Annotated in this window: 12 protein-coding genes; 10 read left to right on the top strand and 2 right to left on the bottom strand. The window is 58.6% G+C overall.

Annotated features, from left to right (window positions below):
* Window positions 1-125 precede the first annotated feature (125 nt).
* Both RE432_RS03480 and RE432_RS03475 read left to right on the top strand, forming a co-directional pair.
* The gene (locus RE432_RS03480; protein ID WP_310931819.1) at window positions 126-902 is read left to right on the top strand and encodes an IclR family transcriptional regulator; all 777 of its coding nucleotides are present in this window, start codon (window positions 126-128) and stop codon (window positions 900-902) included.
* On the top strand, window positions 899-1,726 hold the full coding sequence (locus RE432_RS03475; RefSeq protein WP_310931818.1) for a helix-turn-helix domain-containing protein: 828 nt from the start codon (window positions 899-901) through the stop codon (window positions 1,724-1,726). Before RE432_RS03480 ends, RE432_RS03475 begins: the two co-directional genes overlap by 4 nt.
* A 44-nt stretch (window positions 1,727-1,770) precedes the next feature.
* Here RE432_RS03475 and RE432_RS03470 read toward each other — a convergent pair whose 3' ends face one another.
* Window positions 1,771-2,664 (bottom strand): LysR family transcriptional regulator, encoded by an 894-nt coding sequence (locus RE432_RS03470; RefSeq protein ID WP_310931817.1) that lies wholly within the window; start codon window positions 2,662-2,664, stop codon window positions 1,771-1,773.
* Between the two features lie 95 nt (window positions 2,665-2,759).
* Between RE432_RS03470 and RE432_RS03465 the strand changes: the two genes are divergently transcribed.
* The 8 genes from RE432_RS03465 (at window position 2,760) to RE432_RS03430 (ending at window position 11,455) form a co-directional block, all read left to right on the top strand.
* Window positions 2,760-3,626, top strand: coding sequence for a pirin family protein (locus tag RE432_RS03465; RefSeq protein ID WP_310931816.1), 867 nt, complete (start codon window positions 2,760-2,762; stop codon window positions 3,624-3,626).
* A gap of 37 nt (window positions 3,627-3,663) precedes the next feature.
* Window positions 3,664-4,353: a hydrolase gene (locus tag RE432_RS03460; protein ID WP_310931815.1), complete on the top strand. Its 690-nt coding sequence runs from the start codon at window positions 3,664-3,666 to the stop codon at window positions 4,351-4,353.
* A 121-nt stretch (window positions 4,354-4,474) separates the two neighbouring features.
* Window positions 4,475-5,365 (top strand): pirin family protein, encoded by an 891-nt coding sequence (locus tag RE432_RS03455; protein WP_310931814.1) that lies wholly within the window; start codon window positions 4,475-4,477, stop codon window positions 5,363-5,365.
* 24 nt (window positions 5,366-5,389) lie between these two features.
* A complete protein-coding gene (locus RE432_RS03450; protein ID WP_310931813.1) occupies window positions 5,390-5,980 on the top strand; it encodes an NADPH-dependent FMN reductase in 591 nt (196 codons plus the stop codon).
* A 158-nt stretch (window positions 5,981-6,138) separates the two neighbouring features.
* Window positions 6,139-6,654, top strand: a complete 516-nt coding sequence (locus RE432_RS03445; protein WP_310933014.1) for a sigma-70 family RNA polymerase sigma factor — start codon at window positions 6,139-6,141, stop codon at window positions 6,652-6,654.
* 16 nt (window positions 6,655-6,670) lie between these two features.
* The gene (locus RE432_RS03440; protein WP_310931812.1) at window positions 6,671-7,702 is read left to right on the top strand and encodes a FecR domain-containing protein; all 1,032 of its coding nucleotides are present in this window, start codon (window positions 6,671-6,673) and stop codon (window positions 7,700-7,702) included.
* Between the two features lie 193 nt (window positions 7,703-7,895).
* Complete coding sequence (locus tag RE432_RS03435) at window positions 7,896-10,376, top strand: TonB-dependent siderophore receptor (protein WP_310931811.1); 2,481 nt, start codon at window positions 7,896-7,898, stop codon at window positions 10,374-10,376.
* Window positions 10,376-11,455: a serine hydrolase domain-containing protein gene (locus RE432_RS03430; protein WP_310931810.1), complete on the top strand. Its 1,080-nt coding sequence runs from the start codon at window positions 10,376-10,378 to the stop codon at window positions 11,453-11,455. The genes RE432_RS03435 and RE432_RS03430 overlap by 1 nt, the downstream gene beginning before the upstream one ends.
* Here the strand turns inward: RE432_RS03430 and RE432_RS03425 are convergent.
* Window positions 11,444-12,019 carry a cysteine dioxygenase gene (locus tag RE432_RS03425; RefSeq protein WP_310931809.1) on the bottom strand — a complete coding sequence of 192 codons (576 nt, stop codon included), beginning with the start codon at window positions 12,017-12,019 and terminating at the stop codon, window positions 11,444-11,446. The two genes, RE432_RS03430 and RE432_RS03425, sit on opposite strands and share 12 nt — an antisense overlap.
* Window positions 12,020-12,027 lie beyond the last annotated feature (8 nt).

Below are 12,027 nucleotides of genomic sequence, written 5' to 3'. Positions count from 1 at the left end.
AATATTTGTGGAAAGCGTATCAATGTATTTAAAATATAGATATCTATGTTTTGACATATTGAACAAACTATTGAAATGGCCGTGTTCACCGCGGTGGAACCGATTCGGAGATGCATGTGTCTGTCATGAAAACCAAAGAGAAAACCGACCCGGCCTTTGCCACATCCTTGGCAAATGGCTTCGCCGTGCTGGAGTGTTTCCGCGCAGGGGACCCGGTGCTCAGCAATAAAGACCTTGTCGTGCGTACTGGCCTATCCAAGGCGACGATCTCCAGATTGACCTACACGCTTTCGTTGCGGGGGCTATTGCAATATGACCCGGCCTTACGCCGATATCGGCTAGGATCGCGGGTACTTTCGTTGGGGTATCCGCTCCTGGCGGGTATTCCTGTGCGCCAACAGGCCCGGCCCATCATCCGGCGCCTCGCCGAGACGACGGGCGGGACCGTTTCCTTGGGTGTGAAACATGAAATGCGTATGGTCTACATCGAGACCAACCGCAGCCACGATCTGATGGCTTTTCGTCCAGACCTGGGCGCCTCGCTGCCTATCCTGGCGACGGCCATGGGGCGGGCATGGCTCTGTGGCGTATCGCCGGACGCACGCACTGCAACGCTGGAGTCGTTGCATAAGGCAGAGCCCGGCCTACACGATCACCATGACGTTGTCAGCGCTTCACTGAAGCAGTTTGAACAGTTGGGATTCTGTGTCTCGGAAGGAGCGTGGTTTGCAGACGTACACGCCGTTGCTGTCCCCTTGCGAACAAAAATAAATGAAGGGCCATTGGTGCTTAATTGCGGCGTAACGTTGAATCGCCTGAGTGGAAAGCCCATTGCCGAGGCCGCAGGGCCCGCCTTATTGCAGGCCGCAGCCGACATAGAACGTTTGGAGGCAGGCGCATGAATCAATGGAAGACTACTTTTCCTGAAGCTGCTGATAAGCAATTCGCATCGACCGTTGCCCAGGGCATTGATGTGCTTGCTGCATTCCGGCCGGGTGACAATAGCTTACGCAATCGCGATATTTCAGAGCGCACCGGTATTCCCAGGCCGACGGTTACCCGCTTGGCGGCGACCTTGGTTCAACTGGGCTACTTGCGGCGTAACCCGTCGAAGCAGGCGGGCTATCTGCTGGGATTCGGACTGCTCACGCTGGGATATCCTCTGCTGGCAAGCATGCAATTGCGGCAGATGGCGCGGCCATTGATGACGCAACTTGCAAGTGAGATCAATGGCGCAGTATCACTTGTGATACGCGACGGACTGGATATGCTTTATGTCGAGACGGCGCGTGCAAACGAAGGGTTGCTGACACATCCGGATATTGGCTCTACATTACCGATGCTGACCACGGCGGCGGGCCGGGCCTGGCTGTGCAGTGCGCCTGCCAACGAGCGCCAAGACGTGATGAACAGCCTGCGTGTGAAGTTGCCACGGCAGTACGAGCAGGGTGTGCAGGGTGTGGAACGCGCCATGAAAGACTTCAGTCGCTTGGGTTATTGCTACAACAATACGGAATGGCGTGCGGATTCCTACGGCTTTGCGATACCCCTGCGGCGTGCCCTGCATTCACGGTTGTTCGTTTTCAACTGCGGCGTGCCGCTGGAGGCAGGATCGTTCGAGGAACTGAATAGCATTGTCCCGCCAAAGCTGGCATCGCTTGTGCGTGGTGTCGAAGCCATGCTGGGATTGGATTACGGTACTCACCCTGGTGCTGCGCATCCATAGTCATCGGCAGTGTGGTGTAACCCTCCGATAGGTTCAGAATCCAATTACGATTCCTCTAATAACTTCCTCAGCTCTTGGGAAGCTATATCAACAAACATTCGAAGCTTGAGCGGCATGAAACGCTGGCGAGGATAGACGATGTTAATTTCATGGACGTTGGCATGCCATTTTGGAAGGACGCGCAGCAGCCGTCCCTCTTCGCACTCCGAACGACAAAGATAACTCGGGAGCAAAGCAACGCCCTCGCCACCCAGCGCCATGGCACGGATCACTCCCACATCGTTGGCCATCACTTTGCCAGACATGGGAACGGTCACAGTTGCGTTCCCATCGTTAAATGTCCATGTTTCTTTGCCAAGAGGCGTGAATTGCAAGCAGTTATGGTGACGCAGCGCCTGCGGTGAATTCAACGATGGTGCTGATTTCAGATAGCTTTCGCTGGCGAAGGGCACCCAGCGCGCAATGCCGATTTTTTTGGCGACCAATGTCGAGTCCTTGAGCTTGCCTGTTCGAATCGCTACGTCCACGCCTTCGGCGACTAAGTCGACATAACGATTTCTTAGCACCATATCCACATTGACTTGTGGAAAATTGCGCCTGGACCGGCTGAGAATGTTGGCCAGAATTTGATCGCCGATATCTGCAGGTGCTGTGACACGCAGCAGGCCTTTCGGTTCAGCAACCAGCGCCGTTACCGCTGTTTCCGCCTCGGATAAATAACCCAGACCAATGGATGCATGCTGATAGTACAACTGGCCAGTATCTGTCAGATGCAGTCGCCGTGTCGTTCGTTGCAACAGCGTTATACCTAATCGCTTTTCAAGACGCGCGACTCGTGTGCTGACTGTGGATGTGGGCAAGCCGAGCTGACGCGCGGCGGCACTAAAGCTCCCGGCCTCCACCACCTTGACGAAAACGGCAGCTTCGTTGAAGTCCATTATTCATTTGAATGAAAAGTAATTATCAATTTAACCATCTAGTTCATGAATTGTCGACGGAGTAGAGTGAAGAATCTTGGTTAGGGACGGCGATCATGAAAAAACTGGCGTTTATTAAACAGAGCACCGATAGCCACTGGGTAGGCGATGGCTTCCCAGTCAGAGGCATCTTTTCCTACAATGACATTGCCGAGGAAATGTCTCCCTTTCTTCTCCTGGATTACGCGGGTCCTGCTGATTTTCCGCCGACAAGCAGCCGTCTAGGCGTCGGCCAACACCCGCATCGCGGCTTCGAAACAGTCACCATTGTCTACGAAGGTGGGGTGTCGCACCATGACTCCACAGGCGGTGGTGGCACCATCGGCCCAGGCGACGTGCAGTGGATGACCGCTGCCTCAGGTTTGATCCACGAGGAATACCATAGTCCGGAATTCGCTAAAAAAGGCGGCGCTTTCGAGATGGTTCAGCTGTGGGTCAACCTGCCAGCCAAAGACAAGATGTCAGCTCCCGGTTATCAGAGCATCACGGCGGATCAAATCCCCAACGTGGCATTGCCAAAACAGAGCGGCACAGTACGTGTTATCGCCGGCCAATACAAAGACGCTTTAGGCCCGGCTCAAACATTCAGCCCAATCAACGTGTGGGATCTTCGCCTGACAGCAGGCCACCGTTTGTCACTTGACCTGCCTGCCGGGCATACAACAGCTCTTTTTGTCCTGAATGGCACTATTCGGATCGGCGATCGACACACTGTCGGTGCCGCAGCATTGGCTGTCATGGAGCGCGATGGAAATCGGCTTGAGTTTGATGTCATCGAGGACACAACATTGCTCCTGCTTAACGGTGCGCCGCTGAACGAACCCGTTTTTGGATACGGTCCGTTCGTCATGAACTCGCAAGAGGAAATCATTCAGGCAATGAATGATTTTAACAACGGCCATTTCGGACAGATTGGCCATTAACTTGGCAGTAATTTCAGCATCTTTTAAAGGAATGCTTATGAACTTTCCAAACAATATCGCGAACTTCGATGGCGCACGACCGGTTATCAATCCGGACGATGCAGCCATGCTATTGATCGACCACCAAAGCGGTTTGTTCCAAACCGTAAAAGATATGCCCATGACGACGTTGCGCGCGCACGCCGCCACACTCGCCAAGATCGCAACACTGTGCAAGCTTCCGGTCATTACCACGGCCTCGGTGCCGCAAGGACCGAACGGGCCGCTGATTCCCGAGATCCACCAGAATGCGCCTCACGCCCAATACGTAGCGCGTAAAGGGGAAATCAATGCGTGGGATAACGCTGAATTCGTTGCCGCAGTCAAGGCGACGGGTCGAAAAACCCTCATTATTGCGGGCACCATCACCAGTGTGTGCATGGCCTTCCCGGCTATTAGCGCGGTGCACGAGGGCTACAAAGTATTCGCGGTGATTGACGCTTCGGGCACGTATTCAAAGATGGCACAGGAAATTACATTGGCGCGCATTGTGCAGGCCGGCGTTGTGCCGATTGACATGGGGGCTATCGCAGCTGAACTACAAAAAACGTGGAATCGTGAGGATGCCCAGCAGTGGGCCGAGGTCTACACCAATATATTTCCTCCCTATCAGTTATTGATCGAGAGCTACACCAAGGCGCAAGAGGTACTCAGCAACAAGGAACAGCTGGACTCACAACGTAAGTAAGGCTTTCAACACGTGGGGCTGATCAACGCTTACACGACCCTCAAATCAGGCAAGTAAGAAACAGGATCATCCGCGATCATGACAGCCTGTAGCAGCCAGATCATTTTGCAAGGAAATGGATATGATTGAAATGGTAATCCATCAGCGCCGCCGCAGCTTAGGCGGATTCGACGTCGGACGCGTGCTGCCATTCGCCAAGCGGCGAATGGTGGGGCCGTTTGTGTTTTTCGACCATATGGGCCCGCTGGATATGCCTGCACACGTGTCGCGCAAGGTTGACGTCAGGCCGCACCCGCATATTGGGCTATCGACCGTCACTTACCTTTTCTCTGGTGAAATCATGCATCGCGACAGCGTTGGCTCCGAGCAAGCGATCCGCGCCGGCGAAGTCAACTGGATGGTCGCGGGACGCGGTATCACTCACTCGGAGCGATTCGAACGCGCGCGGCGCGAAGGCGACCATCTTCACGGTATCCAGGCTTGGGTGGCGCTCCCCGAAGCGGACGAGGAAAGCGAACCCGCGTTCGCTCATCATGATGGCGGTGATCTGCCAATCTGGCGCGATAACGGGGTGCGCGGGCGGCTGATTGCAGGAGACGCATTCGGTCTTAGTGCGCGCGTGCACACCCACTCGCCATTGTTCTATGCGCATCTGGACATGGAAGCAGGTGCGAAGGCGGCACTGCCCGACGGGCATCGAGAGCGTGCGCTCTATGTGGCATCTGGTTCAGTAGAGATGGCGGGTGCGCGCCACCAAGCGGGCGACATGCTGGTCGTCGGGCCGGGTGATTCAGGCTTCGCCGCGCTTGAGCCTTCGGCCGTCATGCTGCTGGGCGGCGAGCCTCTCGGTGAACGCTACTTGTATTGGAATTTTGTCTCTTCATCCAAAGATCGCCTGGAGCAGGCCAAGGCCGACTGGACGGCGGGGCGAATGAAGCTGCCTGATCTTGATCATGACGAGTTCATTCCGCTACCCGAAGAGGCTGCCTCTTCGCCCAATCCGATGTCCTAGGACACGAAATTCAGGAGAATGATCATGACCAAACTGGTCGGCATTGCTGGAAGCTTGCGGCGCCATTCCTATAACCGGGGTCTATTGAAAGCCGCTGTGGAATCCATGCCATCCGGCGCAACGCTAGAGGTAGCCGAGATCGATGAGATCCCACTGTATAACGCCGATCTCGAAGAGTCCGATGGTATTCCTCACGCTGTCAACCGCATTAAGGACGCGATTGCAGTCGCCGATGGATTACTGCTGGTGACACCCGAATATAACAACGGCATTCCAGGTGTATTCAAGAACGTCATTGATTGGCTCTCGCGCCCGCCGACGGACATCCCCCGTGTTTTTCACGGCAAGCCAGTGGCGTTGATTGGCGTCTCGCCTGGCGGATTTGGCACCGTGCTCGCGCAAAATAGCTGGCTGTCGGTGCTTCACACGCTGGGTACCCGGCCTTGGTTCGAGGGCCGTCTGCTTGTTTCGCGCGCCGGCTCCATGTTCGATAGCGAGGGCAATCTTACAGACAAGGATACGCGTGAGAGGTTAAGCGGGTTTTTAGACGGCTTCGCGACGTTTGTAAGAGCGGGCGCTGCGGCCCGACGCGGCGGACAAAACATGGGCTCATAGATGTACTGCACTGATGTTATCCGAATTGGGGCCAGTACGCATAAGGTATATAATGCGACTCATTCCCATTTAAGACTTCAGGACGACGGTCAGTGCAGGATCAGCCATCGCACGGCATTTTGCCGGCGGCCGAACATCAATCGCAGCCAAGCGTGCAAATGCTATACAGCCATCACAGCAACTGGTTGTATGGCTGGCTGCGGCGCAGGCTGGGCTGCCCCCACAATGCCGCGGATTTACTGCATGATGTCTACGTGCGGGTGCTGGTCTCCGGCCGTACGCCGACTTCGGAGCAGGCGCGGCCGCACCTGATGCAAATCGCCAAGGGCCTGGTGGTCGACCGGCATCGGCGCCAGCAGATTGAACAGGCTTATCTGGAAGCACTGGCGGCCCGGCACCACGAGTATGCGCCTTCCCCCGAAGAGCGAAGTATTGCACTGAACGCCTTGCTGCGCATTTGCAGCATGCTGGATGGCCTGCCGCCGAAAGTACGCGAGACTTTTCTGCTGTCCCGCTTCGAGGGGTTGACCTACACCGACATTGCTGCCCGCGAAGGGATTTCTGTGGCGACCGTCAGGAAATATATGCTCAAAGCCTTGATGGCATGCTTTGTCGCGCTGGAAGGCGAAGGGCCGTTGTCCACGAACGCAAACCCCGGCATGCCTGCCTGCTAATCCCATAACAAGAATCATGACGGACTCAGTCTCTTCCTCTGCGCCTGCGGCCCGGCATGACCTCTGGCCGGCGTCTGGAACCACCATCAGCCAGGCCAGCCTGGACGCGCTCCAGTGGCAGGTGGCATGGTGGTCCGGAGAATTGAGCGCCGAAGAGCGTCAGGCATTCGACACCTGGCTGGCGGCCGATGCGGCGCATCAGCACGCTTGGTCACATGTGCAGGGCATAGGCCGGGAATTGGCTGCCGTGCCGGGCGCCATAGCGGGTCCGGCGCTGCGTGCGGCATTGCCGCCGCGCGGCGGCAATGCGCGCCGCAATGTATTGCGCGGAATGTGCCTGCTGGCGGGCGGGGCGGCATCGGCCTACCTGCTGCGGGAAAGCGGACAATGGGCCGCGCTCAATGCCGATTACCGCAGCGCGCGCGGAGAGCGCCAGGATCTGACTCTGCCGGATGGGACGCGCCTGTCCTTGAATACCGCCAGTGCGGTGGATCTTCGGTTCAATGAGCGCGAGCGGCGTGTCTTGCTGCGCAGCGGCGAGGTGCTGATCACGACGTCGGCCGACCAGGCGCCCGTTCATCGGCCTTTCATCGTGCAGACAGATGAAGGCAGCGTGCAGGCCTTGGGCACGCAGTTTCTGCTAAGACGTCTGGAAGACGCTTCGCCTGCCTTGACGTCTGTGCAGGTGTTTGATGGCGCCGTTGACATCGTGCCGGTTTCGGGCAGTGTGCCGCTGCGCTTGAAGGCGGGGCAGCAGGCCCGATTCAGCCGGAGTGATGTACAGGCGCCGGCCATTGCCGACCCGCAGGACGCGGCCTGGCGGCAAGGCCTGCTGGTGGCCGAGCGCCAGCGACTGGGGGATTTCCTGGCTGAGCTGAGCCGTTATCGGGCAGGTGTCCTGCGTTGCGATCCCGCTGTGGCCGACCTGCTGGTGTCCGGCGTCTATCCCCTGCAAGACATCGATAAGGTTCTGGCGTCTTTGGCGCAGGCACTGCCCATTCGCGTGCATCGCATGACGCGCTATTGGGTCACGGTGGCCGCAGCGTGAAAGACATCCATGGTGTTCCTGCGCCGACCTATCGTGCTGTTACAAAATAATCAGGCATTGCCGTAGCGCTTTTCCCTGCTCGCTCGGGATATAGGGTAAGGACCCGCATCGATGACGGGCGCTTATATCCAAATACAAAAGGGAATCTATGGGAATCAGTCGTTCGCAACAAGGTGCCAGGCCATCTGTCGTCATGCGCAATGCCTTATCGCAAGCCGTCCTGGCTGCTTGCCTGATGCTGGGGGCTTCGGTGGCGGTGGCGCAGGCGCCAGCGGGGCCGGCAGCCCAAGCCTACTACGATATTCCGGCGGGCACGCTCGACCAGGTGCTGAATCGCTTCGCCTCGAGCGCGGGCTTCATGCTGGTGATCGATGCCACCTTGACCTCGGGCAAGACCAGCCCGGGCCTGAGCGGCAGCCATACGCCACGGGAAGGCCTGGCAACCATACTGGCGGACAGCGGACTGGAGGCGGTGCAACAGGCGGGCGGGGGCTATTCCCTTCGGCGTGCGCCGGAAGCCCGGAGCGGCAGGCAACTCGATGCCGTTCTGGTAAGAGGCGCGCGCGAGACAGCCACGGGCCCGGCGAACGGCTATTTGGCTACGCGCAGCGCCACCGCCACGAAGAGCGATACGGAGCTCATGGATACGCCCGCATCCGTGTCGGTCGTGACCCAGCAGCAAATCGAAGCCCAGGCCACGCGCACCATAGGCGAGGCTTTGCGCTATGTGCCCGGCGTGGCGGTGGAGTTCGATGGGGTGGATTCCCGTTTTGACACGATTGCGTTCCGGGGCTTCGATGCCGGTTCGACCACCTGGCTGGATGGCATAAAGCTTGAAGGTGGCGTGGGCTCCGGCAATAACTGGACCCTGCCGCAGGTCGATCCTTATACCCTGGAGCGCATCGAAGTGCTGAAGGGGCCGGCTTCGGTGATCTACGGCCAGGTCGTGCCGGGCGGGATGGTGAATATGGTCAGCAAACGTCCCACTCGCGACCCGATCGGGAATATCGACCTGACGGTGGGTTCGCCCGAGCAGAAACGCCTGGGCGTAGACTTGGGTGGCGCGCTGGGTGATTCCGGCGTGGCGGCATGGCGTCTGCTGGCCCTGTCCTCCGATGCTGACAGCCATATGGATTATGTCGAACGCAAGCGCACGATGGTGGCGCCGTCGGTCAAGCTGCCGCTGGGTGAAAACGGCGAGATCACCTTAATGGGATCGTTCCAGCGTGATCGGGGCGGCAGCGACTACGCCTGGCTGCCCGCCTACGGCACGCTATACGACAACCCAAACGGGGAAATCCCGCTATCGCGTTTCATAGGCGAGCCGGGCTTCGACCGTTACGACCGCGATCAGGATATTGTCGGCTGGTCGGTTGAATACGATATGAATGACTCCTGGACGTTGCGGCAAAACCTGCGCGCGCAGCGCATCAAGACAACAATGGAATCCGTAACCAGCGATATGTATGGGGCGGGCGACCCGGCTGAATGGGGTTGGGATGGGCGTACCATCGATCGCTACGCCAACCGGGGTATTGGCACGGCGCGTGCGCTGGGGGTGGATACCCAGTCGGAATGGCGGATATCGGTGGGCGAGGCCAAGCATACCTTGCTGGCCGGCATCGACTACCACCGCAGTAGGTTTGATGCCCAGCGCGAAACGGCCGACGTGGGCCCGGCCGGCAGCGCCGGCGCCTTTGATCTGTACGCCCCCGTTTATGGTGCACAGATCGGCGCCTTTTCGCCTTTGAGTGCGGTCGACAGCAAAAGCCGTCAAACAGGCTTCTATCTGCAGGACCAAGTGGAATGGGGCAAATGGCGGCTGGTGGGCGGCATCAGGCATGACCGCTCCACGATCAGCGGTAGCACCGAATACCGAGGCTCCGGTGAGTTAGAAGACATCGGCCAGCGGGACAGTGCCACGACGGGGCGGCTGGGCGCGCTGTACCGCTTTGATTCCGGCTGGGCGCCCTATATAAGCTATGCCACCTCGTTCGAGCCGGTGGCCGGCGCCACGGCCGAAGGCTCGCCGTTCGAACCCATGCGGGGCAAGCAAACGGAGATCGGCATCAAGTACCAGCCCACGGGCGCCAAGTGGATGGCCAGCCTGGCCGTTTTCGACTTGCGCCAAACCAACCGCCTGACTGACGATCCCGTCCATGGGTACCCCGACCAGGTGCAAACGGGTGAGGTGCGCTCGCGCGGCCTGGAGCTCTCGGTGACCGGGCGCCTGAGCCCCAACTGGTCGGTCATCGGCAGCTACGCCTACCTGGATACCGAAGTGACCGATAGCGAGATCCCCGAAGAGCTGGGCAAGCCAGCGCTTTATGTGCCCAAGCATCAGGCTTCGCTGTGGGTCGACTACACCGTTACCGGGCAAAGCGCGCTGGCGGGCACAGTGATGGGCGTGGGCATACGGCATGTCGGCTCCTCGCACGGGGGCGACATCGAAGCGCCTTCCTATGCCAGCATCAAGATTCCCTCGCACACCGTGGCTGATCTGCGCATTGCCACCCAGCTGCGCAGGCTGTCGCCGGCATTCGGAGACAGCGAGCTGGCGCTGAACGTCACCAACATCACAGACAAACGCTATGTGAACGGTTGTGGATCCTTATGGACTTGCGGTTGGGGGCTGGGGCGCCAGGTCAGCCTGACGTTCTCGGGGCGCTTCTGATGAAGCGCATGCTGGCGGGCATATTGTTGGCGGCGGGTGCGAGTGTGGGCCCTGAGGCCCTGGCGCAGTCAAGCGCCGCAATGGAACATGAGCCGGGCTGCGCCTGGGTGCGCCTGCATCCCGCGTTGGGGAATGCAGCCGGCGGCTGGGGGGCTGCAGACAGGCAGACAGGGCGCCCCAATGACGCGGACACCATCTTCAACATCGCCTCGGTGTCCAAGCAATTCACGGCGCTTGCCGTGCTGCTGTTGGCGCATGAGCGGCAAGTCGACCTGGATGCGCCGCTGTCGCGATACCTGCCGCAAATAACGGGAGAGCTGGGCACGCCCACGTTGCGACAGATGCTGCGGCATACCTCGGGTCTGCCAGACTATATTTCCCCCTTGTTCGACGGCGGGCGCGAGGATGAGGTGGTGACCGTGGCGGAAACCATGGCGGTCATCCTGCGCCAGCCGCAACTGGAATTTACGCCAGGATCGCGTTTTGACTACAGCAATACCGGCTATTTTCTATTGGGCCAAGTGGTTGAGCATGTCAGCGGCCAGACGCTGGCTGATTTTTCCAGGCAGTATATTTTCCAGCCGCTGGGCATGAGCGCTACCACCATTGTCGATCATTATCCCAGCGGCATTGCGCGGTTGGCGCGCGGTTATGAAAAGCGGGACGGGCATGTCAGTATCAGCGAATCGGCGTGGGAGCAATCCGGCGACGGCCAGGTGCACACCAGCGCCCGCGACATGCTGCGCTGGCTGCGGCACCTGGATGCCGACACGCCGTTGGCAACGCCGGGCGGCTTGCATACCGCCGGTGTCTTGACCCTGTTGACCGAGGGCAATGTTCCGGTGGCGGGTAAGCCTGAAGTCAGCTATCACTACGGGCTCGAGGCCGTCAACCTGGGAAACGAGGCCGTGTGGGCGCACGGCGGCGGCTGGGCGGGCTATCGCAGTTTCATGGCATACGCGCCCAAAAGCCATCGCGGCGCGGCGGTCCTGTGCAATATTACGGACGTCGATGTGAAGGCGGTGGCAGAAGGGCTGTTGGCCGGTGAATTGCGAAAGATAAAGAGGTCAGACCCATAAATTAGGTACGGTTTCGTTTGAATAGCCCGACACAAACTCTTTGCGCGTCGCCGTCTGGGGATCAAAAACGCTACGGGTGATGCGGCCAATATTGCCTCCATACAAATGGATGCTAATAGAAACCTGATCGTCATAGGCATTGCTGACACGGTGAATGTCGCCGATGCGTGGCGATACGCAGGCAACCTGGCCTGGCCGCAGCACATGAGCCTCGCCAGCCTGTTCAAGGCTGCCATTGACAAAGTGGTAAGGTTGATCGATTTCAGCGCCACGCAACATACCGATAACGCCCCAAACAGTATGATCGTGCACCGGCGTTTTTTGCCCTGGACCCCATACAAAGCTCACTATCGAAAACCGATCTTGAGGGTCACCGTACAACAGGTACTGACGATAGTATTGAGAATGCGGCTGGGCAAACTCGGCCGGCAGCCAATCGTCCTTGGCCACTAAGTTGGCGATTAACTGTTGCGCCTCATTGAGAATGCTGCTTTCATCCAGGCCTTGCCGCTCAACCAAGCGGCTTAAGGCTTCGATCGTGTTCAATAGCTTTGCATCCGGCATGAGTGCCT

This window comes from Pusillimonas sp. SM2304 (assembly GCF_031628915.1).
GTDB lineage: Bacteria > Pseudomonadota > Gammaproteobacteria > Burkholderiales > Burkholderiaceae_B > Pusillimonas_C.
This window is presented reverse-complemented; position numbering and strand designations above follow the sequence as displayed.